Source organism: Massilia sp. LXY-6 (assembly GCF_051233485.1).
In the GTDB taxonomy this organism is placed as follows: domain Bacteria; phylum Pseudomonadota; class Gammaproteobacteria; order Burkholderiales; family Burkholderiaceae_D; genus Telluria.
Map to the genome: position 1 here is coordinate 1 of NZ_JBKFGF010000006.1, position 24,164 is coordinate 24,164.

18 protein-coding genes and 1 pseudogene are annotated in these 24,164 nt (G+C 66.4%); 7 read left to right on the forward strand and 12 right to left on the reverse strand.

Annotation, left to right across the window (positions count from 1 at the left end; genetic code table 11):
- Both ACI48D_RS03030 and ACI48D_RS03035 read left to right on the forward strand, forming a co-directional pair.
- Positions 1–656, forward strand: a pseudogene (locus ACI48D_RS03030) (hypothetical protein); the annotation flags it as partial.
- Between the two features lie 12 nt (positions 657–668).
- A complete protein-coding gene (locus ACI48D_RS03035) occupies positions 669–968 on the forward strand; it encodes a hypothetical protein (RefSeq protein WP_435569733.1) in 300 nt (99 codons plus the stop codon).
- A gap of 14 nt (positions 969–982) precedes the next feature.
- Here the strand turns inward: ACI48D_RS03035 and ACI48D_RS03040 are convergent, their stop codons facing one another.
- The 4 genes from ACI48D_RS03040 to ACI48D_RS03055 all read right to left on the reverse strand — a co-directional run bounded on the left by ACI48D_RS03040 (position 983) and on the right by ACI48D_RS03055 (position 7,612).
- The gene (locus ACI48D_RS03040) at positions 983–2,974 is read right to left on the reverse strand and encodes a tetratricopeptide repeat-containing diguanylate cyclase (RefSeq protein ID WP_435569734.1); all 1,992 of its coding nucleotides are present in this window, start codon (positions 2,972–2,974) and stop codon (positions 983–985) included.
- A gap of 214 nt (positions 2,975–3,188) precedes the next feature.
- Positions 3,189–4,979: an ABC transporter ATP-binding protein gene (locus ACI48D_RS03045; protein WP_435569735.1), complete on the reverse strand. Its 1,791-nt coding sequence runs from the start codon at positions 4,977–4,979 to the stop codon at positions 3,189–3,191.
- Positions 4,972–6,720, reverse strand: coding sequence for an ABC transporter ATP-binding protein (locus tag ACI48D_RS03050; protein ID WP_435569736.1), 1,749 nt, complete (start codon positions 6,718–6,720; stop codon positions 4,972–4,974). The genes ACI48D_RS03045 and ACI48D_RS03050 overlap by 8 nt, the downstream gene beginning before the upstream one ends.
- Positions 6,721–6,826: 106 nt before the next feature.
- Positions 6,827–7,612: a phasin family protein gene (locus ACI48D_RS03055; RefSeq protein WP_435569737.1), complete on the reverse strand. Its 786-nt coding sequence runs from the start codon at positions 7,610–7,612 to the stop codon at positions 6,827–6,829.
- A 216-nt stretch (positions 7,613–7,828) separates the two neighbouring features.
- Between ACI48D_RS03055 and ACI48D_RS03060 the strand changes: the two genes are divergently transcribed.
- The 3 genes from ACI48D_RS03060 (at position 7,829) to ACI48D_RS03070 (ending at position 10,282) form a co-directional block, all read left to right on the forward strand.
- A complete protein-coding gene (locus tag ACI48D_RS03060) occupies positions 7,829–9,097 on the forward strand; it encodes an amidohydrolase family protein (protein ID WP_435569738.1) in 1,269 nt (422 codons plus the stop codon).
- Between the two features lie 144 nt (positions 9,098–9,241).
- Positions 9,242–9,772, forward strand: a complete 531-nt coding sequence (locus tag ACI48D_RS03065; RefSeq protein WP_435569739.1) for an N-acetyltransferase family protein — start codon at positions 9,242–9,244, stop codon at positions 9,770–9,772.
- A gap of 3 nt (positions 9,773–9,775) precedes the next feature.
- On the forward strand, positions 9,776–10,282 hold the full coding sequence (locus ACI48D_RS03070) for a GNAT family N-acetyltransferase (protein ID WP_435569740.1): 507 nt from the start codon (positions 9,776–9,778) through the stop codon (positions 10,280–10,282).
- Positions 10,283–10,341: 59 nt separating this feature from the next.
- On the opposite strand, the gene ACI48D_RS03075 is transcribed toward ACI48D_RS03070, so the two are convergent.
- The 3 genes from ACI48D_RS03075 to ACI48D_RS03085 are packed head-to-tail and all read right to left on the reverse strand — an operon-like array spanning position 10,342 to position 16,317.
- Entirely contained in the window at positions 10,342–11,436 is a 1,095-nt protein-coding gene (locus tag ACI48D_RS03075) for an alpha/beta hydrolase (RefSeq protein ID WP_435569741.1), read from the reverse strand.
- Between the two features lie 12 nt (positions 11,437–11,448).
- On the reverse strand, positions 11,449–14,394 hold the full coding sequence (locus ACI48D_RS03080) for an MGH1-like glycoside hydrolase domain-containing protein (RefSeq protein WP_435569742.1): 2,946 nt from the start codon (positions 14,392–14,394) through the stop codon (positions 11,449–11,451).
- A gap of 48 nt (positions 14,395–14,442) precedes the next feature.
- Complete coding sequence (locus ACI48D_RS03085; RefSeq protein ID WP_435569743.1) at positions 14,443–16,317, reverse strand: glycoside hydrolase family 13 protein; 1,875 nt, start codon at positions 16,315–16,317, stop codon at positions 14,443–14,445.
- Positions 16,318–16,842: 525 nt separating this feature from the next.
- Here ACI48D_RS03085 and ACI48D_RS03090 point away from each other — a divergent pair.
- Together ACI48D_RS03090 and ACI48D_RS03095 are read left to right on the forward strand one after the other, a co-directional pair.
- On the forward strand, positions 16,843–19,611 hold the full coding sequence (locus ACI48D_RS03090; protein ID WP_435569744.1) for a TonB-dependent receptor: 2,769 nt from the start codon (positions 16,843–16,845) through the stop codon (positions 19,609–19,611).
- Between the two features lie 89 nt (positions 19,612–19,700).
- Positions 19,701–21,233: a tryptophan halogenase family protein gene (locus ACI48D_RS03095; protein ID WP_435569745.1), complete on the forward strand. Its 1,533-nt coding sequence runs from the start codon at positions 19,701–19,703 to the stop codon at positions 21,231–21,233.
- Here the strand turns inward: ACI48D_RS03095 and ACI48D_RS03100 are convergent.
- The 5 genes from ACI48D_RS03100 to ACI48D_RS03120 form a co-directional block, all read right to left on the reverse strand.
- Positions 21,184–21,603 (reverse strand): (R)-mandelonitrile lyase, encoded by a 420-nt coding sequence (locus tag ACI48D_RS03100; protein WP_435569746.1) that lies wholly within the window; start codon positions 21,601–21,603, stop codon positions 21,184–21,186. The genes ACI48D_RS03095 and ACI48D_RS03100 overlap by 50 nt on opposite strands.
- A 2-nt stretch (positions 21,604–21,605) precedes the next feature.
- Positions 21,606–22,370: a carboxymuconolactone decarboxylase family protein gene (locus ACI48D_RS03105; RefSeq protein ID WP_435569747.1), complete on the reverse strand. Its 765-nt coding sequence runs from the start codon at positions 22,368–22,370 to the stop codon at positions 21,606–21,608.
- Positions 22,351–22,821, reverse strand: a complete 471-nt coding sequence (locus ACI48D_RS03110) for a (R)-mandelonitrile lyase (RefSeq protein WP_435569966.1) — start codon at positions 22,819–22,821, stop codon at positions 22,351–22,353. The genes ACI48D_RS03105 and ACI48D_RS03110 overlap by 20 nt, the downstream gene beginning before the upstream one ends.
- On the reverse strand, positions 22,821–23,063 hold the full coding sequence (locus ACI48D_RS03115) for a tautomerase family protein (protein WP_435569748.1): 243 nt from the start codon (positions 23,061–23,063) through the stop codon (positions 22,821–22,823). Before ACI48D_RS03115 ends, ACI48D_RS03110 begins: the two co-directional genes overlap by 1 nt.
- 98 nt (positions 23,064–23,161) lie before the next feature.
- Positions 23,162–24,058, reverse strand: a complete 897-nt coding sequence (locus tag ACI48D_RS03120) for a LysR family transcriptional regulator (RefSeq protein ID WP_435569749.1) — start codon at positions 24,056–24,058, stop codon at positions 23,162–23,164.
- Between the last annotated feature and the right edge of the window lie 106 nt (positions 24,059–24,164).

Genomic DNA, 24,164 nt, shown 5'->3' on the forward strand with positions numbered 1-24,164 from the left:
CCGCGCCGCTGGAGCCGCAAGCGCCTGCGCCCCGCGCGGCGGCGCCTTCCGCTGCCGCGCCGGCCCCGAGCGCGACCGAGTTCGGCCACGGCGGCAAGGGCGCCGCCGCGCCTGGGGCCGCCCCCGCAGGTCCGGCAGCGGCGCCGCCGCGCCAGGAAGTGCCACGCCCGCCGCTGGACGCGCACCCGCCCCAGCGCAAGCCGATCCGGCTGCGCTGGTGGCTGCTGGTACTCGCCGCGCTGTGGGGGGTATGGCTGATGGCCAAGCCGTCGGCGAAGAAGATCGACCGCCGCATCGACGCGGCGATCGCCCTGGCGCACGAGTGCAAGGGCAGCGAGGCGCAGGCCGAGCTGATCGCCCTGCGCAAGACGAGTGCCACGCCGGAGCAGTTGCAGCGCCTGCAGCAGGGCCTCAACGACGAAGCGGCAATCTGCACGCGGCGGCGCCAGCGCGCCAAGGCCTGGAACGAGACCAGTGCCGCGGCCGAGTCGGCGCTGGCGGCGGACGGCTGGGACAGGGCGAGGGCGCGCCTGCAGGCCTTCGTGCGCCGCTGGGGCGAGGACGACAACACGCGCGCGCTCGGCGCCCGGATCGAGGACGCGCGCCGCGAGGATGAGGCGCATCGGTCCCATCCGCTGGCGGCGCCGTCGGAATAAAGGAGGAAGACGATGAAGCGACTATCGATATCAGTCATGCTGGCGGCCGCCGTGCTGGCCGGCTGCGATCCCTCGTCCGGCGACGGCATGGGACCGGCCCAGAAGGCCGGCAAGGCCGTCGACGAGGCCGGCACCAAAGTGCAGGATGCGGTCCAGAAGCAGATGGCCGAGGCCGACGCCGCCGCCGAGCGCGCGCGCGAAAAGGCGAAAGTGGCGGCCGCGGAAGCCAGCCGCAACCTGGACCGGGCGACGGCGAAAGTAGGCGAGAAGGTCGAGAAGGCGGGGGAGAAGATGCAGGAGGCGGCGCGCTGAGGACGACGCTAATCTTACGCCGGCACAGCCTGCAATTGCGGAGGATTCGAGCTCCCCTGCACGATCGACAGCTCGATGCTGCCCGCGCGCCAGGCGGCCTCGATGTCCTGCTCGATCTCTTCCATGCTCATGCCGCTATCGCCCGCGAAACCCTGCACGCCGTAGGCGCGGTTGCGGCCATGGCCCTTGGCCAGGTAGAGCGCCATGTCGACCAGGTTGACGGCGCGTTCCCACGACATCGGCTTGCCGCCCGGCGCCAGCGGGAAGGGCGCAAAGCCGATCGAGACATTCACCGACAGCTGGATGCCCTGGTACGCGATCGAGCGGGCCGGGATGCCGGCCAGCAGGCGGCGCGCGACGTCGTCCAGCCTGTTGCGCGGCACCGCCGGCAGGAAGGCCAGGAATTCCTCGCCGCCCCAGCGCACGATCATGTCGGTCTCGCGCAGGATCTCGCGCAGCGCCTCGGCGATCTCGCGCAACACCGCGTCGCCGGCGCCGTGGCCGTAGGTATCGTTGATGTGCTTGAAGTGGTCGACGTCCATCAGGTACAGCGCGCTGACCATGTCGCCGCTTGCACCGGTCTGCGCGATCTCCTGGCGGCCGCGCATGAATTCCTGGAAGTGGCGGCGGTTGTACAGGGCCGTCAGCGGGTCGCGCGCGCTCTGCTGCTTGAGTTCCAGGTTCTTTTCCTCGAGCCGGGCGTTCGCCTGGCGCACCTTGCGGTACAGGAAATAGACGATCACCGAGGACAGCGCGAACACCAGGGCCAGCAGCCACCAGACGCGCTGCTGCAGGCGGCGGTTGTCGATCTCGGTGCTCTTGACCTGGTTTTCCTGGCGCAGCAGTTCGATCTGGCGCTGGCGCTTGTCGGCCTCGTACTTTTCCTGCAGCTCCATCACTACCTTCTGGCGGCGCTTCTCGAACAGCTCGTTCGACAGCGCGCGCTCGCGGTGGTAGGCCCGCAGGGCGCCGGGCAGGTCGCCGGCGCGTTCCAGGGCGTCGCCGTATTCGGACAGGAAGGCTTGCAGCGACGGCTTGTCGCCCTGCTTCTCGTACCAGGCCAGGGCTTCTTCGATGGTCTTCTTGCCCTCGGCCATGCGGCCCATCCCCAGGTAGGCCTCGCCGATGTTCGTGCGCGCGGTCGCCATCGAGCTCTCCTTGTTGATCAGGCGTGCCTGTTCCAGCGCCTGCTGGGCGTACGAGAGGGCGTTGCGGTAATCCTTCAGCTTCAGGTAGCAGTCGGACAGGTTGACCAGCGCGGTCGCGATCATCGGGCCGGCGCCGATCTTGCGCTCCAGTTCGAGGGCCGACTGCAGGGCCTTCAGGCCGCGCTGGACCTGGCCGGTTTCGATCGACAGCGCGTATTCGGTCGTCTTGAGGGTCGCCAGGCGCCCCGGCGAGTCGATGCCCTCGGCGGCGCCGTAGGCTTCCTTCAGTGCGTCGAAGCCTTTCTCGTGCTCGCGCATCTGGTTGTACAGGTAGGCCAGCGCGTTGAACGCGATCGTCGCCAGCATCGGATCGCCGCTCTGGCGCGCCAGCGTGGCGGCGGCCTGCATCTTCGTCAGCGCCATCGGGAAGTTGCCCTCTTCGGCGAAGGATTCGCCGGACGAGATCGTGGAGCGTACCCGCAGGTCCATGTCGCGGCTGCCGGCGGCCAGCTTTTCCGCCTGCCAGACCATCTGGTGCGCCTGGCTCAGGTCGTTCATCGCGAACACCACGTAGCCCTTGGCCAGCAGGCCGCGCGCAATGATCGTGTTGTCGGCATGCTGCTGGCCGAGCGCGATCAGTTCGTCGCACAGCTTGTTGGCGAGTTCCTGGTGGCCGAGAATGTTATGGGTCTTGCAGGACAGGTCGAGGAAGGCGGCTTTTTCGGCCAGCGGCGCGGCGCGGCTTTCCTGCTCCAGCCTGGCCAGTTGCGGCAGGGCGCGCAGCGGCGTGAAGCGGCTTAGGTCCTGGATCGCGGCCAGGCGCTGGGACAGCGGCAGGGGAGCGTCCGCAAACGCCATGCCGGACGCCAGGAAAAGCGTCGCCAGCAGTCCCAGACTGCGCCGGTGAAGCGATCCGCGATATAGGCCTGCCAGCATAGTTCCCCAGGGACGTGTTGGTCGTCCCAGCCGGGACTCAGCCAAATATTGTACGCCGCTTGCCTTTCGGAAAGACAAGTTTTAATGCATATATGCAAAAAAGATACATATATGACTAAAACTCATATAGTGCCTTTCAGACAACGAGTTGCTGCAGCAGGTACAGGCGCTGGTACAGGCCTCCTTCGATGCGCATCAGGTCTTCATGGGTGCCGGATTCGTTGATGCGGCCGTGGTTCAGCACGATGATGCGGTCGGCATCGCGGATGGTCGACAGGCGGTGCGCGATCGCGATCACGGTGACCTTGCCGCGCAGTCCGACCACGGCCTGCTGGACGATCTGCTCGGTCTGGCTATCGATGCGGGAGGTCGCTTCGTCCAGCAGCAGGATGCGCGGTTTCCCCGCCAGCGCGCGCGCGATCGCGATCAGCTGCTTCTGTCCCGACGACAGGCGCGAGCCGCCTTCGCCCAGCGGCGTGTCGTAGCCCTGTTCCAGCGCCGCGATGAAGTCGTGGGCGTGGGCGGCGCGCGCCGCGGCCTCGATGCGGTCCTGCGGCAGGCCGCGCCCCATGTCGATGTTCTCGCGCGCCGACGCGGCCAGCAGGAAGGGGTCCTGCGGCACCAGCCCGACCTCGTTGCGGAAGCGTTCGTTGTCGATGCCGGCCAGCGGCTCGCCGTGGATCTCGATGCTGCCGGACATGGCCGGGTAGTAGCGCAGCAGCAGCGACAGCAGGGTCGACTTGCCGCTGCCGGTGTGGCCGACGATGCCGAAGAAGGCGCCCTGCGGGATCTCGAGCGACAGGTGGTGCAGCACGGTCTGGCCTTCGACATAGGCGAAGCTCAGGTCGCGCACCCGCACCGCCGGGGCGTCCGGATCGGAAGTGCGGCCCGCGCGGCCGTCGGCCGCGCGCCCGCCGCTGCCGCTGCGCTTGCCGTGCTCGGGCGCGTTGGCCTCATCCAGCAGGGCGGCCACGCGCGCGGTGGCGACCACCGCCTGCTGCAGGCCGCTGAACTGCATCGTAATCTGGATCAGCGGCTCGACCACCCGCGCGATGTAGCTGATGAAGGCGTACAGCACCCCGACCTCGACCGCGCCCATGCTCTGGCGGCCAAAGCTGAAGATCACCACCGCCAGCAGGATCACGTTGAGGAAGTCCAGGGCCGGGCGCAGCAGGAAGGCGTTGGCGCGCAGCTCGGCCACGCGCGCCGTGTAGTGCTGGTCGTTGGTGGCCTTGAAACGTTCGCCGAAGCGGTGCTGGGCATTGTTCGCCTGCAGCACGCTCATGCCGCCGATCGATTCCGCCATCTGGGCGTTGATGTCGCTGCGCAGCGCGCGCGCCCGCGTGACGGCCGGCGCCGACAGGCGCTGGTACAGCCAGATGATGCCCAGCACGGCGGGCAGCAGGGCCAGCACGATCAGCATCAGGTGCCAGTCGAGCCAGGCCATCGCGATCGAGGTGCCGACCAGCACGATGCTGCTGTCGAGGATCACGAACAGCACTTGAATATATAAGGTCTTCACCGCCTCGGTGTCGTTGGTGACGCGGCTCACCAGCTGGCCCGTGATGGCGCGGTCGAAGAAGGCCATCGGCAGGCGCAACACGTGGCCGTAGACCCATTCGCGCAGGCGCTGCACCGAGCGCATCGCCAGGCCGGACAGGCGCACCAGCTGCAAGAAGCGGATCCACGACGCCGCCCAGCCGGTAAGGAGTGTCCCGGCCAGCAGCAGGCCCATGCGGGTCCAGTCCAGGTGGTGCGGCAGCAGGTGATCGTCGATCAGCTTCTTGCCGAGCAGGGGACCGAGCACTTCGAGGCCGGCGGCCAGCACCAGCCAGGCGGTGGCCCAGCCGAGGTGGGCGCGGTCCGGATGCGCGGCGCGGCGCAGCAGGCCGGCCGCCTGCCTGGCTTGCGGTACATTATTAAGCATCGAGGCTGGCCTCCAGTTGTTGATAGCGCCACTGGCTGGCATACCAGCCGTCGCGTGCGAGCAGGGCCTCGTGGGTGCCGGATTCGACGATGCGTCCATCCTTCAGCACGACGATCAGGTCGGCCTTGACCACGGCCGACAGGCGGTGGCTGGCGATCACCGCCGACAGTTCGGGACGGCCGGCGCGCAGTTCATTCAGGTGTTCCAGGATGCGGGTCTCGGTGCCGGTGTCGACCGCCGACAAGGCGTCGTCGAGCAGCAGCAGCGGGCTTTGCGCGAGCAGCGCGCGCGCGATCGCGACGCGCTGGCGCTGGCCGCCGGACAGGGTGATGCCCTTTTCTCCGACCGGGGTGTCGTAAGCGTCCGGGAAGCGCAGGATGTCGGCGTGGATGTCGGCCATCTTCGCCGCGTGCTCGATCTCGGCACGCGAGGCGCCGGGGCGGCCGAGCGCGATGTTCTCGGCGATCGGGGCCGAGAACAGGAAGGATTCCTGCGGAACCCAGCTGATCCCGGAGCGCAGCGTGGCCAGGGTATAGTCGTCGAGCGCGTGGCCGCCCCAGGTAACAAGGCCGTGCTGGGGTTCGGCCTGGCGCAGCAGCACCCGCAGCAGGGTCGACTTGCCGGCGCCGGTGGGGCCGACCAGGCCCAGGGTCCGGCCCGGTTCGAGGCGCAGCGAGACGTCCTGCAGCGCCGGACGTTCTTGTCCACCATAGGCGAAGCGCACGCCGTCCAGCACCAGCGGGCCGCGCGCGAGGCGGTCGACGGTGCCGTGGTCATCGATCGTGAGCGGCGCCTCCAGCAGCGGCTGCAGGCGCGCCAGCGCCGCGCGTCCGCGCTCGATCAGCGACAGCACCCAGCCGGCCGCGAACATCGGCCAGATCAGCTGCCCGAGGTACATCGTGAAGCTGGTCAGCGAACCGATGGTGAGCTGTCCGTTCCACACCAGGTAGCCGCCCAGGCCGAGGGTCAGGCCGGTGGCCGCGCTCAGGGTCAGGCCGACCGCCGGTTCGTAGGCCGCTTCCCATTTCTGTGCCGTCAGGCTGGCGTCCGCGGCGCGCGCGGCCAGCTCCGAGAACTGCTTGGCACTGCGCGCTTCCAGGCCGAGGGCGCGCAGGGTGCGCACGCCGGACAGGGTCTCCTGCACGTGGTCGTTGAGGCTCGAGAAGCGCTTCAGCGAATCGCTCGACGCTGTGTGGATATGGCTGGAGATGCGCCAGAACGCCAGCGCCATCAGGGGGAAGGGCAGCAGGGCGATCAGGGTCAGGCGCCAGTCGACGCCGAGGAACATGATGCCGAGTACCATCAACAGGGTCAGGGTGCCGTCGAAGCCGGCCAGCATCGCTTCGCCGGCGGCCTGCTCGATGGCGTCGATGTCGTTGGTGGCGAGCGCCATCAGGTCGCCGGTGCGCTGGCGCTGGTAGAAGGCCGGGCCCTGGGCCGACAGCCGCGCATACAGCCTGGTGCGCAGCTCGACCCCGAGCCGGTAGGCGGCCGAATACAGGCGCAGCCGCCAGGCCACGCGCAATACATAGATCGCCAGGCCCAGGCCGAGCAGCTGCAGCAGCTGGATGGTGAGTTCGTGGCCCTGGATGCGGTGCGCCGCCAGGGCGTCGATGGTGGCGCCGACCTTGCGCGGCACCAGCACCGAGCACAGGGCAACGCCGAACAGCATTACCGCCGACGACGCGTACGCGCGCCAATGCCGGCGCACGAAACCGCCGATCAGCCTTGCCAAACCCATTGCCTGTCCCGTTCGTCGTTCTGGTTGCGAGGACCGCTAATGTAACCTTTTTGGCAGGCTCTTGCCTGTTCGCTTAGCTGGCGCTTATTGGCTGCGTAGCGACCGCTTATTTGCGGCGCGGACCGCGCGACGGCTTCGCCCGCGCCACATTTTCCTGAGGACGGACGGCCGGCAATTCGACCTGGTCGCCGGCTTCGAGCGGCACGGTGGAGGCGAGCGGATGCTCGGCGCCGGCCGGCTTGGGCGAGACCTCGCTCAGGGCCTTGGCCAGCGGCGTGGGCTCGGCGGGCGGAACGTCGTCGGCGATGGCGGTGTCGATTGCCGCTTCGGCTGCCGCGAGCTGGGCGTCGGCGGGTTCGCTGGCCGCTGCGCCGGCAGGCTGGTTTGCCGGCGCGGCTTGCGTGCGCGCCACGGTGCCGGCCTCGAGCGCGGCTTCGGCCTGGGCGGCACCGATGTCCACGGCCGCGGCGGCGATCTCCCCGGTAATGGTGGCGGCGGCGTCGGTGGCGATCGAGACCTGGTCGATCACCTGGGTGTAGGTGGTCGGCACGTTCGCGGTCGGTGCCGGCGCGGCCAGCAGCGGAATCGTTGCCGGCAGCGCGCGCGCGCCGATTGCCAGGCCGAACAGCTCGCGGCCATACGAGAACAGGGTATGCCACTGCCCCTGGGCGGCGGAGCCGAGGGCCAGCAGGTCGCGCGGATCGCGCGCTTCGAGCAGGTGCTTCATGGTGCCGGCGGCCTGCTCCATCGAGGCACGCGAAGCGCGCACGTTCAACGCGGCGATCTGCCCGGCGCTGTCGAGGGCGCGCGACGTCAGGTTGCGGAACATGTCGAGCTGGGCCTCCAATTGGGCCTGGCGGACGGCGGACAACTGGTCGGAAAATCGAGTCATCTGGATCCCTTTTGTTCAGTTATGACGCACTGCAATAAGAAGCTAGTGTAAAGGCGTTCGGTAGTGTTGGAAAGAAGTATTTGTGTTGTTTTTGCAAGGAAACCTTGCGTCGCAGCATGACATCTTGATCTGCGTCATTGACATAACTAGTTTTTTGCTAATCTGCCTACAATCGGGCAAGCTCATCAGATCTTTCAGTAAATCAGGAGCCAACGCATGGACCTCGTCATCCGCAACGCCACCCTGGCCGACGGCCGCCCTTCCATCGACATCGCCATCGAGGGCGAACGCATCACCGCGGTCGGGCCGAAGCTGCCGCACCAGGGCCGGCGCGAGATCGATGCGGGCGGCGACCTGGTTAGTCCGCCCTTCGTGGACGCCCATTTCCACATGGACGCGACCCTCAGCTACGGCCTGCCGCGCGTGAACGAATCCGGCACCCTGCTCGAAGGCATCGCGTTGTGGGGCGAACTGAAGCCGCAGCTGGCGCAGGAAGCCCTGGTCGAGCGTGCCCTCCGGTACTGCGACTGGGCAGTGGCGCGCGGCCTGCTGGCGATCCGCACCCACGTCGACGTCTGCGACGAGCGGCTGCTGGCGGTCGAGGCCCTGCTCGACGTCAAGCGCCGGGTCGCCTCCTACATCGACCTGCAGCTGGTGGCCTTTCCGCAGGACGGCCTGCTGAGGAGTCCCGCCGCCTTCGACAACCTGAAGCGCGCGATCGCGATGGGCGTGGACGTGGTCGGCGGCATCCCGCACTTCGAGCGCACCATGGCGCAAGGGGCGGACTCCATCCGCCTGCTGTGCGAATTCGCGGCGGACAAGGGCCTGATGGTCGACATGCACTGCGACGAGACCGACGATCCGCTGTCGCGCCACATCGAGACGCTGGCGATGGAGGCGCAGCGCCTGGGCCTGCAGGGCAGGGTGGCCGGCTCGCACCTGACCTCGATGCATTCGATGGACAATTATTATGTCAGCAAGCTGCTGCCGCTGATCGCCGAATCGGGCGTGGCGGCGATCGCGAATCCGCTGATTAACATTACCCTGCAGGGCCGCCACGACACCTATCCGAAGCGGCGCGGCATGACCCGGGTGCCGGAGCTGCTGGCCGCCGGCGTGCCGGTCGCCTTCGGCCACGACTGCGTGATGGACCCGTGGTACGGCCTCGGCTCGGGCGACATGCTGGAGGTGGCGCACATGGGCCTGCACGTGGCCCAGATGACGGGCCAGGCCGCGATGCGCCAGTGCTTCCAGGCCGTGACCGCGACCCCGGCGCGTATCCTCGGCCTGCAGGGCTATGGCATCGAGCCGGGCTGTTACGCCGACCTGGTGCTGCTCGACGCCGGCAGTCCGGTCGAGGCGATCCGCCTGCGCGCCGCGCGCCGCCTGGTAGTGCGCCGCGGCCGCATCCTCAGCGAGGCGCCGCCCGCCCGCGCCGTCTTGCACCTGCCGGACCGGCCGTCGAGTGTTAATTTTCGTTTATAAATTGTTTAAGTTTATAGATTGTATAAAGACGTTGCTTACCGTAATTCAATTTCTTTCTGTAAATGCAGTTACATTTTTCTGTAGCCGTGCGGACAAATACCGGTTTAGAATCTTGCGCTTTCGTTACATTCCCTCAGGCTAGCAGTGAGAGACATCCAGATCCGACCAGCGCGCGACGCCGACTTCGATGCAATGTGGGCCATTTTCCGGGCCCACGTCGTCACCGGCGAAACCTTCGCCCACGGTGCCTCGACCAGTCGTGAAGACAGCCACGACTACTGGTTCGCGCCCAGCGCGACCACCTTCGTCGCCGTGAAAGGAGGGGAAAGGGTGCTCGGGATGTACAAGCTGCAGCCGAACCACCTCGGCCGCGGCGACCACGTCGCCAACGCCGCCTACATGGTGAGCCCGAACGCCCAGGGCGTGGGGGTAGGGCGCATGCTCGGCGAGCACAGCATCGAAGAAGCGCGCCGCCAGCGCTACCTGGCAATGCAGTTCAATTACGTCGTCAGCACCAACAATGCCGCGATCAACCTGTGGAAGCGGCTCGGATTTTCGATCGTCGGCACCCTGCCCAAGGCTTTCCGGCACCGCCGCCTGGGCTTCGTCGACGCTTATGTGATGTATAAATTACTGGAAGACCCGGCGCGCTGGGTCTGGCCGGAGGAAGACTGATCCATGGAGATTGCCGAGACCGCGCGCCTGCGGGTGCGCACCGCGAAGCCGGACGACGCCGGGTTCTTTTACGCGCTGGTCAATGACCCGGCCTTCATCGAGCACATCGGCGACAAGGGTGTCCGCACGCTGGAGCAGGCACACCAGGCCCTGCTGACCGGGCCGATCGCGATGCAGGAAGAACGCGGCCACTCGCTCTACGTAGTCGAACTGAAGGAGTGCGCAACGGCAATCGGCATGTGCGGCCTGATCAAGCGCGACACCCTCGACGGCATCGACCTCGGCTATGCCTACCTGCCCGGCTGGCGCGGCCAGGGCTATGCCTTCGAGGCCGCCCAGGCCGTGCTGGCCTACGCGCCGACACTGGGCATCCGGCGCCTGCTGGCGATCACCTCGCCCAACAACCTCGCCTCGAACGGCCTGCTGCGCAAGCTGGGGATGGGCTTCGTGCGGTTCATGCACCTGGTGCCCGAGGATGCCGGCACCAATCTGTACAGCATCGAGCTATAGAACGTCGTTCCCGCCTGCGCGGGAAGTCGTTTCCGGCAGTGTCGGGAACGACGAGGCGCTTATTGCTTACTGCTACCCCAGGGGAAGAACCAGGTCAGCGGCTTTTCCACCCGCGCCGCCCACGAGGCTTCGTTGTGGCGGCCCCCTTCGGCCTTGAAGAACATCAGGTCGGTGCTCTCGCGGTAGCCCTTGGCCCGCATGGCCTCCACCATCCGGGCCGTGTCTTCCAGTCCGTCGTCGGTGGTGCCGGCGTCCAGGTAGAACTTGACCGGCACGCGCGCCGGCAGCGTCGAGATCAGCGCGCCCTTGTTCCACCAGAACGAGCTGGAGACGCCGCCCGCCTTCGAAAAGATGTCCGGGTAGCGCTGCGCGATCGCGACCGAGGCGATGCCGCCCAGCGAGGAACCCATGATCGCGGTCGTGTCCTTGCCCGGCAGCGTGCGGTAGTTGCGGTCGACGTAAGGCTTGACCGTCTCGACGATGAAGGCGCCGTAGGCATCGAGCTTGCCGCCGCCGTATTTCGGGTCGCAGCAGGGCGTGTATTCGGGGATGCGGTCCGGCGTGTTGTCGATGCCGACCACGATCACCTCGTCCACCGTGCCCATCGCCACCAGGCGGTTCATGGTCTCGTCGATGCCCCATTCGACGCCGTAGGCGGCGGTCTTCGCATCGAACAGGTTCTGGCCGTCGTGCATGTAGAGCACCGGATAGCGCTTGGCCGGATTCTCCGCATAGCTGGGCGGCAGCCAGATGCGCAGTGCGCGGCTGTTCTTCAGCTGGGGCGAGGCGAAGTCCTTCACGATCGTCAGCTTGCCGAACGGCGCGCCGAAGAAGGGATAGATGTCGACCTTGCTGCCTGCCGCCAGCTTGTAGGCGCCGCCGACCGCGACCTTCCCCTCGCCCAGGATCGGCTTCATCTGCACCTCGCCCAGCTCGTCGGGCCAGGTATAGGTCCAGATGTTCACCGGGCCGTCGGGCGCCTGCGCCGGCACGCTCTTCGACCAGCTCATCGGCCCCTTGTCGCCGACGATGCGGATGCCTTCCTTGCCGGCCGGGTAGTGCACCCGCACCGTGGTGGCGCCGGCCAGCGGCGCATTCATTCCCAGCAGCGCCAGCAGCATCGCCGCCGCGGCCGTCTTCATGCCTTGTTTCATGGAGTCTCCGGTTCAGCGCACGCGCAGCAGGCGTACGCCATAGATGTCGAAGCGGTTGGATGGTCCCTCGGCGCCGCCCGCCGCGCTGAAGGTGCTGTTGCTCTGCAGGTAGCTCATGTTGTAGAAGTCGCTCATCTCGATCCGGTAGGCGCCGTTCGCTTTCGGGCGCGCCGTCAAATGGACCATCAAGGGCGTCGAATACACGATCGGCGTGTGCGCCTTCTCGATGCGCGCGTGCGGCAGCTGCACCACGCCCTGCGCGACGATGGCGCCCGACTCATCCTTTACCGCCAGCCATTTTACGCCACCGCTGATGCCCAGGTTCACCTGGTTGGCGCCGTTGTGGTAGCGGATCTGCACGGCGTAGTCGCCGGCCGATGGCAGCTCGATATCCCTGACGCTAAAGCGGTCCTGCGGCTTGCCCCAGCCGGCCAGGTGCGGTTCGTCAAAGCGTTGGTTCGGTGCGGCCAGCGCCACGCCGGCGCTCACGCGCGGGTCGCTGGCGGCGATCTCGACGCCGGCATCGAGGCAGCGCGGCCGGCTGTGGTGGCTGTGGTTGCCCCAGCCGGAAAATTCCGCTTCGACGGCGTAGCAGGCGGTGCCGGAGGCCTGCCGGTCGGTCCAGGCGCCGGCCGGCAGGTCCGAGGCCACCGGCTTGCCGTCGCGGTAGACGGTATAGCGGACCTGGTCACCATCCTGTGACGCGATGCCGAGGATGGCGTGGCCGCCGCCGTCGCGCCGCAGGCTGGCGATGGCCGGCTCGTGCGGGCCGAACACGGCAGGCGTTTCCACATAGGGGTCGGCGTTCACCCGGCGGATCGCCTGCTCTCCGGCTTCGAGCCTGCCGAGCACGATCTCGATGCGGTTCGCGTCTCCCAGCTCGCTCCACCCGATGCGGCTGCCTGCCGGCTTGCCGTTCAGGAGAATGCGTTCGACCGCATACACGCCGCTTGTGCCCGCGCCCGCGCCCGCGCGCGCGGCCGCGGGCAGGCGCAAGGTCAGGTCGAGCACATGGCCCTGCAGGCGCAGATTGTCCAGCGTCAGGGTATCGGAGGCCGCGAACACGCCGCCGCGCAGCTTGCCCGTGACGAAGGGCTGCAGAGCGATGCCTTCGTTCGTGGTCGAGACCCCGAACACATTGCGCACCACCATGCCGAGATAGGCGCCGACGGACCACAGCTGGCGCTTCGAGTTGATGACCGGCCCGATCAGCTCGGGATGGGCTTCGTCGAGCAGCACGGGCTGGCCGGACAGCCACTCCAGGTTCTCCATGTTCGACAGGTTCAGGGCGGCACCGCGCATCAGCGAGTTGTAGGCGGCGTCGGCGACGGCCACGTTGCGTCCCGCCACGGCGGCGCGCAGGCCGTAGGCCGTCACGAAGGGCCACATGGCGCGGTTGTGGTAGACCGGCATGTCGGGCTGCTGCGGCCAGATCACGGGCGCGCCCATCGGGCCATGCGGATAGCTGGCCAGGATGCTGCGCGCCTGCCGGCCGTCGGCGATGCCGGTGACGATGGCGAGCGACTGCCCGAGCCAGTCGAACTTGTGCATCGGCGCACCGTCGAAATGCGCGGCGGTGAGGCTGCTGTACATGCCGGCATCGTCCAGCCACAGGCGGGCGTTGATGGCGCGCTTCAGATCGCGCGCCCAGCCTGCGTAGCGGGCCGCGCGGGCCTCGTCGCCCTGTTCGCGCGCCAGCGTGGCGGCCAGGCCCAGGGCCTTGTAGTGGCCGACGTTGGTCGACAGCGCCTTCGAACTCGCCATCGAGGCCAGGTCCTGCGGAATCCACGCAGCATAGCTCTGGTCGCGCCAGTCGAGGAAGGATTCCTCGCCCGTGTACAGGCCGGAGGCTGTATCGAAGGCGGCGATGCGGTCGTTGTCGATCGTATTCGACAAAGCCTTCAGCGCGGTGGCGGCAAAGGCCCGGCGCTCGCTAGGGGCCAGGGATTTCAGCACTTCCTCGGCGGCGAAGGCCCAGGCGATGCGGTCGGTGCTGACCGGCCAGCTGCCGCCGCTGCCGGTGTCCTGTACGATCTGCAGGCCGTCCGGCGTGCCGGCGGCCTGCGGCCCCGGCTTGACGCCATCCCGCCAGCCCGACAGCTTGAACAGCAGCGAATTGCGCACCCGCTGCGGATCGAGCATTGCCAGGCCCAGGTCGGCCGCATAGGACAGGTCGCGGGTCCAGACGTAGTGCCATTTCTCTCCCGTCTCGAAGCAGTCGCAGGGAACTGGATTGTTGCCGTTGTAGTTGCCGTCGCGGATTTCCTTCACGGAGTCCAGGCGCATCTCGTGGGCCGCCAGCGCGAACAGGGCGTCGAAGGCCAGGTTGCCGCTGCGAACCCGGGGCAGGGCGGCATCCTCCTGGTAGCTGAGGTATTGCGGGCCGGGGTCGCGCAGCTGCATGGTGGTCGAGTGCGCGTAGGTGCGCAACGGCGCCTGCGGATCGCGCACCGAAAAGCGCGCCGTTTCCTGCTTGCCGTCCCAGGTCGGGAAGCTCAATGAGGCGGTCGCGCCGGCACCCGCATGCGGATCGACGGCGGGCCCGGTGGCTGGCGTCTCGACGCGGCCCACGCTCAGCACCGGTTTCGCCGGATCGCTGACGTCGACGCGGAAGCGGAAGGTCGCGGTCTGCTTCGTGAACAGGGTGTCCTCGGGGCCGGCCTCGAGGGCCAGCGGATAGGCCGTGCCGGGCTTCACCGCCACGCTGGCGGACGGATTCGCGACCCACTCGGCGCTCCAGTCCTTGCTGCCGATCTTGAAAGCGTGGTTGCCGGGGCTGACCAGGATCTCGGTCTCGTAAATGCCCTTGCCCTGGTACGCGAGCCGGTTGTCGGTGCCCCAGCCGTTGAAGGCGCCGCGCACGTAGAGCTCGTAGCGCAGCGGCGGCGCTTCGGCGGCGATGGCGGGCAGGGATTGCGCGAGCAGGGCCGCGGCGATGGCGATGACGGTCGGTTTCATAGGTAGGGTGGGCGCGGCCGGCGTAGGCACAACGTGCCCGCGCGGACATTAAATTTCAAGAATCAGCACGGACTTGGCCGGCAAGCGGATCTCGTCCTTCAGCGCAAACGTCTTGCCAGTCAGGACATCGCGTCCCGACGCCACGCCGTCGAGCATCTCGTGGAAGCGCTCGGCGCGCAGTACGGTGTCCTTCGTGTTCGCATTGAACGCCACCATGACTTTCTTGTTGCCGTCATAGCGGAAGTAAACGTAGGTATTCTCTTCCGGCCCGTAGTGCATCAGCTTCCCGTGGTGGATGACGGGGCTGTTCTTGCGCCAGTTGACCAGCTTGCGGACGAATTCCTGGGCCTCGCGCTCGCGCGTGGAAAGGCCCGCGCCGGTGAAGGCATTGACCTTGTCGCCGGCCCAGCCGCCCGGGAAGTCGCGGCGGTAGCTGTTGTCGTCGCGCTCCCTGGTGGCGCTGGTCATCAGGAGTTCGTCGCCGGTATAGAGCTGGGGGATGCGCGGCATCGTCATCACGAAGGCGAGGTCCATCTTCCAGCGGTCGATGTCTTCGCCGACCACGCTGTACAGGCGCGGCATGTCGTGGTTGGCCTCGAACAGCACCAGGCGGCTCGGGTCCGGATACAGGTAGTCGAGCGACAGGGTTTCGTAGACCTCGTTGAAGATGTTGTTCCCCTCCTTGTCGGCCAGCGCGGTGCGCATCGCTTCCGTGAGCGGGAAGTCCATCAGGCTGGGCATCGAACTGACGTAGCCGTCGAAGTTGCGCTTGCCGCGCTGCCAGTGCGAGACCACGGCCGGCAGCTTGCTCCATTCCTCGCCCACCATGTTCAGGTGCGGGTACTCGGCCATCAGGCGTTTCGTGTACTCGGTCAGGAAGGCGCCGTCGGAGTAGCCGAAGGTGTCGATCCGCAGCCCGCTCAAACCCGCATATTCGATCCACCAGATATTGTTCTGGATGAGGTAATTGGCGACCAGCGGATTGGTCTGGTTCATGTCCGGCATGCCGGGGCTGAACCAGCCGGTGGTGAAGTTGCTGGCGTCTTCCTTCGACGCATACGGGTCCTGCACGGCGGTGCGGTGGTGGTGGGTCGGCACGAACTTGCCGTTGTGGTTGATCCAGTCCGGCGTCGGCAGGTCCTTCATCCACCAGTGGTTCTTGCCGATGTGCGAGAGCACCACGTCCTGGATCAGGCCGATGCCGTGCTTGCGCGCTTCTTTTGATAAGCGCACGTAGTCCTCGTTGCTGCCGTAGCGCGGGTCGATCCTGTAGTGATCGGTGGCGGCATAGCCGTGGTAGGAGGCGGCCGGCATGTCGTTCTCGACCAGCGGTGTCGGCCACAGCTGGGTGAAGCCCATGCCGGCGATGTAGTCGAGGTGGTCGATCATGCCCTGGATGTCGCCGCCGTGGCGGCCGTGGCCGAGCTTGCGGTCCAGCTTGTCGGCCATGCCGGCCACGCTGTCGTTGGCAGGAATCCCGTTGGCGAAGCGGTCCGGCATGACCTGATAGATCGCATCCTGGGTATCGAAACCCTTGCGCTCGGCGGAATTCGCCTCCCGCGCCAGCAGGCGGTAGGTGTAGCTGGCGCTGCGTCCCCTGGCGTCGCCCTGGCCGCGGAAATCGATGCGCAGGCTGCCCGGCGCCGCCTTGCCGTCGACGACCAGGTCGATGAACAGGTAGTTGCGGTTGGCGACCCGCGTCACCTGGGCGATGCGCACGCCGGGATAGGCCAGCGCCGGTTCGAGGTCGGCGATGGCGGGGCCGTGGACCATCAGCTGCAGGCGCTGGTCGTGCATGCCGGCCCACCAGAACGGCGGGTCGACGTGGTCGATGGCAGGCGCCTGGGCCCGCGCCACGCCGGTAGCGAGCAGGGCAGTGCCGATAAGGATGCTTGACAGGGCGCGGTGGATGGTGCCGGGCATGGGAATCGTCTCCATAAGTAGCGCAACTACATCGGCAAACGGACAGAAGTGTCCTGCGGAATGTGCCGGGTTTGCATTGTTGCCTAGAGAATACACGAGTGCAGATATGGCTTCAACGAAAGCATCCTGTGGAGTCTCTAGTTTTGCTACACCATTTCAACAAGGTAAATACATGCTGCCAAACAAATGTATTGATATAAGCTGAAAATCTACTACGAAAATTCGCACCAGACTGGTGCAAACGCAACCCACATTGGTGCAAAGTAAGCAAATTGTAGTACGACTACATTGTCTGTATGCCGTCTTTGTAGCTCGAATACAACGATATAGGGCTTCACTCTCACAAAAGCGCGTAAAAGATCCACAATCACGTAGTCGCGGACAAGTTCCGTTGACAGTGCATCTAGTTTTAGTACAGAATCGTTAGCAGAACGTCTAAGAACGTTTGCTTTTGGCTCCCGTGGTGATGGCTCTCCGGCTAGTGTTTTCGGGAAAAACATAGATTTGAACGATTTGAGGGGACAAATGAACCTTATCAATAAGCGCGCGGCGCGCACTGTGCCGGGCAGCATTGCATTCAAGCTCAGCCCGGTTGCAGCCGGCTGCGCCGTCTTCATGGCGCTGACCAGCCATGCCGCCTACGCGCAGGACACCAGCGGCCAGGACGCCGCCGCGACCGGCGCCACCAATTCCGGCATCACGACCGTGCAGGTGACCGGCATCCGCCGCGGCATCGAGGCGGCCATCTCCGTCAAGAAGAACAACGATTCCATCGTCGAAGCGATTTCGGCCGAAGACATCGGCAAGCTGCCGGACCAGAGCATCGCCGAGTCGATCGCCCGTCTGCCGGGCGTGACCGCCCAGCGCAGCAACGGCCAGGCGGCCGTGATCTCGATCCGCGGCATGTCCCCGGACTTCTCGACCGGCCTGCTGAACGGCCGCGAGCAAGTCTCGACCGGCGACTCGCGCGGCGTCGAATTCGACCAGTACCCGTCCGAGCTGCTGTCGGGCGTGGTGATCTACAAGACCCCGGACGGCGCCCTCGTCGGCCAGGGCCTGTCGGGCACCGTCGACCTGCAGACCGTGCGTCCGCTGGACTTCGCCAAGCGCACCATCGCCATGAACTACCGCCGCGACAAGACCGGCCTGGGCATGGATAACGACAAGGGCCATGGCAACCGCTTCACCTTCTCGTACATCGACCAGTTCATGAACCGCCAGGTCGGCGTGGCCTTCGGCTTCGCCCGCCTGCAGGGCCGCAGCGGCGACACCACCCGCTTCGAATCCTGGGGTAACGGCACCGCCAACTACAACGGGCAGAAGGTCAACGTGCCGTACAACGGCTTCAATGCCTGGACCGACGGCTACGAGCAAGCCCGCAACGGCCTGATGGGCGTGATCCAGTACCGTCCGAGCAAGGAGTTCACCTCCACGGTCGACCTGTTCTACACCCGCTACGACCGTAACAACCGTACCCGCGGCATCCAGATGCCGCTGAACGACGACTACACCAGCACCACCAGCAAGTACGACCAGCCGGGCCACCTGATCAACCCGACCCTGTCGGGCGGCAGCGCGACCGCCGGCGCCTTCGACAACGTCAAGGCCGTGGTCCGCAACGACGCCGTGTCGTGGACCGACACCACCAAGTCGATCGGCTGGAACAACAAGCTGCGCGTGACTCCGGACTGGACCGCCAACCTGGACCTGTCGTTCAACTCGGCCGAGCGCAACGGCACCAACATCGAAACCTATGGCGGCGCCGGGCTCGATATCGTCAAGTTCTCGGCCGGCAGCCACAGCTTCGTGCCGGGCCTGAACTACGCCGATCCGAACGTCGTCAAGCTGACCGACCCGCAGGGCTGGGGCGGCGCCGACGTGCAGGCAGGCTACGTCAAGTTCCCGCACGTGTACGACAAGATCGACGCGCTGCGCCTGGACGCTTCCCGCGATCTGCCGGAAGGCATGTTCTTCAGCAAAGTGACCGCCGGCGTCAACGTGTCGAACCGCTCGAAGACCCGCGAGTACACCGAGAACCTGCTGTCGGTGAAGGGCAACAGCAACCCGCTGGCGACTGCGCCTTATCCGTCGGGCAGCGGCTCGGGCATGGCCGGCGACAGCGGCATCAACGTGATCACCTTCGATCCGGTCGCCAACCTGAACAACCTGTACGACCTGAAGCGCAAGAACCATCCGGACATCTGGAACAAGGACTGGATCGTGAGCGAAAAGGTCACGACCGCCTTCGCCAAGCTGGGCATCGACCAGCAGGTCGGCTTCCTGCCGGTGCGTGGCGCCCTGGGCCTGCAGATGATCCACACCAAGCAGGATTCGACCGCCTACTCGGTCGACAAGAACGGCGGCACCAGCGACGCCAACCGTCCGACCGCACCGGTCAGCGACGGCACCAGCTACAACGACTTCCTGCCGAGCCTGAACCTGATCGGCGACCTGGGCAACCAGCAGGCACTGCGCTTCTCGCTGTCGAAGATCATGGCCCGTCCGACCCTGAACGACATGCGCGCCAGCGGCAACTTCGGCTACGATGCTACCCGCGCCATCTACAGCGGCAGCGGCGGCAATCCGAAGCTGGATCCGTTCCGCGCCAAGGGCATCGACCTGTCGTACGAGAAGTACTGGGACAGCAAGGCCTACGTCAGCGCCGCGGTGTTCTACAAGAAGCTGGACACGTATATCGTGACCACCAGCCGCACCGTCGACTTCACCCCGTACCTGCAGCCGACCACCGTGAAGGCGCCGACCAACATCGGCCTGTTCACCTCGCCGGTCAACGGCAACGGCGGCAACATCAAGGGCGTGGAACTGGCAGCATCGATGCCGCTGAACGTGTTCAGCCGCTACCTGGACGGCTTCGGCGTGGTCGCCAACGCTTCGCAGAACAGCAGCGCGGTCAATCTGCCTGACACGGCCGAAGGCGGCTCGGGCAACATGGGCCTGCCGGGCCTGTCGCGCCGCATCGCCAGCCTGACGCTGTACTACGAGAAGGCAGGCTTCTCGGCACGTGCCGCTGAGCGCTACCGTTCGGACTTCATCGGTGAAGTCAGCACCAACACCGGTGACCGCGAACTCACCTACATCAACGGCGAGAAGGTGCTCGACCTGCAGTTCGGCTACGAGTTCCAGAGCGGCCCGATGAAAGGTCTGTCCTTCCTGCTGGAGATGAACAACGTGAACGACGCGCACTTCAAGCGTTATCGCAAGACCAAGGATAACGTCATCGAAGACACCCGCTACGGCCGCACCGTGCTGTTCGGCCTGAACTACAAGCTGTAATTCAGGTGTTGGCGTAAGCCGACAACTCAATAAAAGCCTCTTGCCCGGTACTACCGCGCAGGAGGCTTTTTACATATGCTGCTAACACAATGAAGAACGAGACATCTACCCCCCTCAAGAACATCGTGATCGTCGGCGGCGGCACCGCCGGCTGGATGGCGGCGGCTTCGCTGTCGCGCCTCCTGCAGAAGCGCTACGCGATCCGCCTGATCGAATCGGACGAGATCTCGACCGTCGGCGTCGGCGAATCGACGATCCCGATGATCCGCCTGTTCAATACCGCCCTCGGCATCAACGAGGACGAATTCATGCGCGAGACCAAGGCCACCTTCAAGCTCGGCATCGATTTCGTCGACTGGGGCAAGCTGGGCGACCGCTACATGCACGGCTTCGGTTCCATCGGCCAGCCCTTGTGGACGCTGGAGTTCTTCCAGTACTGGCTGCGCGCCTGGCAGGCCGGCAAGGCGCCGGACCTGGAGCGCTACTCGCTCAACCGCATGGCGGCCAAGGCGCACAAATTCATGCGCCCGTCCACCGACATGCCGAACTCGCCGCTGGCCGATATCCCGTACGCCTTCCACCTCGATGCCGGCCTGTACGCGCGCTACCTGCGCAAGTACGCCGAGCACCATGGGGTAGTGCGCACCGAGGGCAAGGTGGTCGAGGTGCGCCAGCGTGCGGACGATTTCATCGAGTCGGTGGTGATGGAGAACGGTACGGTGGTCGAAGGCGACCTGTTCATCGACTGCTCGGGCTTCCGCGCCCTGCTGATCGAGCAGACCCTGAAGACCGGCTTCGAGGACTGGAGCCACTGGCTGCCCTGCGACCGCGCCTGGGCGGTGCCGTGCGAACTGTCCGGCGAGCTGCTGCCCTACACGATCGCCACCGCGCGCCCGGCCGGCTGGCAATGGCGCATCGGCCTGCAGCACCGCACCGGCAACGGCCACGTGTACGCGAGCCGCTTCATGAGCGACGACGAGGCGGCCTCGGTCCTGATGAACAACCTGGATGGCAAGGCGCTGGCCGACCCGCGCATGCTGCGCTTCACAGCCGGCAAGCGCAAGAAGACCTGGAACAAGAACGTGGTCGCGATCGGCCTGTCGTCGGGCTTCCTGGAACCGCTGGAATCGACCTCGATCCATCTGGTCCAGTCGACGCTCTCGCGCCTGGTCGGCTTCTTCCCGGACGCCGGCTTCCAGCAGGCCGACATCGACGAATTCAACGCCCAGTGCGATTTCGAGGTCGAACGCATCCGCGACTTCCTCATCCTGCACTACCACGCGACCGAGCGCAGCGATACGCCGTTCTGGGACCACTGCCGCACGATGGAGATCCCGGACACCCTGCGCCGCAAGCTGGACCTGTACAGGAGCCACGGCCGCGTGATCCGCGAGAACAACGAGTTGTTCGCCGAAGTCGGCTGGCAGCAGGTGCTGCACGGGCAGGGCGTGCGCGCCCAGGGCCACCATCCGCTGGCCGGCCTGCTGGACGACAGGGAGCTGCAGGCCTTCCTCGGGAATATCGAAGAGGTGATCGGCAAGTGCGTGAACGTCATGCCGAGTCACAAGGACTTCATTGCTGCGGTCGTGGCGGCGGGCCAGCCAGGTACTGCGCGTCGCTGACCTTCTCCATCCACACCACGTTCACGCCATCCAGCGCTTCCTGGATCGCGATGTGCGTCATGGAGGTAGTCGGCGAGGCCCCATGCCAGTGCTTGTGGCCGGGCGGGCACCAGATCACGTCGCCGGCGCGGATCTCGACGATCGCCTCGCCCTCGCACTGGGTCCAGCCGCAGCCGCTGATGACCACCAGGGTCTGGCCCAGCGGGTGGGTATGCCAGGCGCTGCGCGCGCCGGGTTCGAAGGTGACGTTCGCACACGATACCCGCGACGGTGCCGGCGCGTTGTTGAGCGGGTCGATCCGCACGGTGCCCGTGAACCATTCATCGGGGCCTTTCATCGAGGGCTGCGAGCCCACACGTTTGAGATGCATGGCTATTCCTTTCGTTTTGCGAAGACGTCCTTGAAGACCGGCATGGCCGAGAACACATTCGGCCAGCCGGCGTAGAAGGCGAGCTGGGTCAGCGCTTCGGCTGCCTGCTTCCCGGTCAGGCCATTGTCCATGGCCCGGTTGAGGTGATAGCCGACCTGGGCGACCTGGCCGTTCGCCACCAGGGCGCTGACGGTGACCAGGCTGCGGTCGCGCGGCGCCAGGCCGGGGCGCAGCCAGAGGTCGCGGAACAGGGCCTCGGTGGTGTACTTGACCACGCCGGGCGCGGTCTTGCCGAAGTTCTCCTCGACGTTTTTGGCACGCGCCGCTTCGGCCTTCTCGTCCAGCGGCAACGGGGCCGGTTTCGCCGGCGGCAGCTGGGACGCATCGATCTTCCGTTCGGCGAACACGGTTCTCGCCACGGCATCCGCGGCGGTGGCGTTGGCCCAGCCGGAATAGAAGGCCAGGTGCGTGATCAGCTCGGCGATCTCGCCCGGCTTGATACCGTTGTCGAGCGCGCGGTTCAGGTAGAAGGGCAGGTCCTGGGCCTGGTTCTTCGAGACCAGCACCGCCAGCGTGACGATGCTGCGGTCGCGCGGCGACAGGTCCGGGCGCTGCCAGAGTTCGCCCAGGACCAGGCCCTGGGTATAGTTGTCCAATGCGGGTGACATCATGGGTTTCTCCTTGTCGAGAGGGGCCGCCTGCGTGGCCGGCAGCGCACAGGCGCAGCCCAGCAGCAGGGCGGCGGCTTTATTTGCCGTACTGTTCATCGCTGACCTTTTCCATCCATTCGACGTTCTTGCCGCCCACGCTGTCCTGGATCGCGATGTGCGTGACCGGGGTGGCCGGCGCTGCGCCGTGCCAGTGCTTGACGCCGGGCGGGGTCCAGATCACGTCGCCCGGGTGGACCTCCTGGACCGGGCCGCCCCAGCGCTGCACCCGGCCTACGCCGGCGGTGACGACCAGCACCTGTCCGGCCGGATGGGTATGCCAGGCCGAGCGCGCGCCCGGTTCGAAGCTGACGTAGGCGCCCGAAGTGTTCATCGGCACCTGCTGGGCAAACAGGGGGTCGATGCGCGCGCTGCCGGTAAAGTACTGGGCCGGGCCTTTGCTCGAGGCCTGGCTGCCGGCGCGGGCGATGCGCATGTCGGGCGCGTTGGCTTGCTGTGCAAAGGCGGGCAGGGCCAGCAGCAGTGCGCAAGCGGAGGCGGCGCAGTGCATCACGACTGGCCTCCCAGCGGGCCGTAGCCGGGCTTTTTGAAAAGGCTGTCCTGTTTCGCAGCGATGTCCGGTTGATAAACCTCCGTCATCCAGTCGCCGGCGCTGACTTCCTCGAAACCGACCGAGACCGATTCGTCGCCGTACGCAAGGACCCTGGTGACGCTGCGGGTAATCTCGTCGGCCAGCTTCTGCTTCTGCTGCCGGGACTTTCCCGGCCAGAGTTTGACGATGATGTGCGGCATGGCTTGAATCCTCGATGCGTGGTGAGGATCCCACTATAGCCAGCACCCATTCATGAAGATAGGCGTGATTTACTCAATAGCGATATGAGGAAATTTCACTAGTCCGGCCGCCAGCGCAGCGCCTCGACCACCAGCGCGAAGGCCGGGGATGCCTGGCGCCGGCTCGGATAGTAGAGGTGGTAGCCGGGGTAGGTCGGGCACCAGTCTTCCAGCACCCGCTGCAGCCGGCCGGCCGCAACGTGCTCGGCGACCATGTCGTCCGGCAGGCTGGCGAGTCCGGCGCCGTCCAGCGCCGCCTGCAGTTTCTGCGGCGTGGTATTGAAGATGGCCTGGCCCTCGACCTGCACTTGCAGTTCCTTGCCGTCCTTGCTGAATTCCCATGGGGCCAGGCCGCCGTAGGTCGGCAGGCGCATGTTGATGCAGTTGTGGCGCACCAGGTCCTGCGGCGTCCTGGGCGGCGGCCGGCCGGACAGGTAGGCGGGGCTGCCGACCACGGCCCTTTTCATGTCCGGCGATATACGCACGGCGATCATGTCCTTGGCCACCTGGGCCCCCAGGCGCACGCCGGCATCGAAGCGTTCGGCGACGATGTCGATCAGACCGTAGTTGATGCTGATCTCGACCTTGATGTCCGGGTAGGCCGCCAGCACCTTCGACAGCTTCGGCCACAGCACGGTAGCCGCCGCGTGGTCGTGGGTCGTGATGCGGATCGTGCCGGCCGGCTTGTCGCGCGCATCGCCGAGCGCCGACAGGCCCGCTTCGATGCCCTCGTAGTGCGGCTCCAGCGAGGCGTACAGCTTTTCGCCGGCCTCGGTGGGGGCGACGCCGCGCGTGGTGCGGGTCAGCAGGCGCACGCCCAGCTTCGATTCCAGCGTGCGGATGGTGTGGCTGAGCGCCGACTGCGACACGCCGAGCTGGGCGGCGGCGCGCGTGAAGCTGCGCTCGCGCGCGACGAGGATGAAGGCCTGCAGGTGGTTGAAATCGGGGCGTGCCATGGACGAGTAGTGTAGCAGCGTCGTTTTCCGGGCGCCTCGCCAGCAAATAATCCGGGCTTACCAGGCCGCGAACGAGTAAACTGCAGGTTTGCCTTCGATTTTAAGA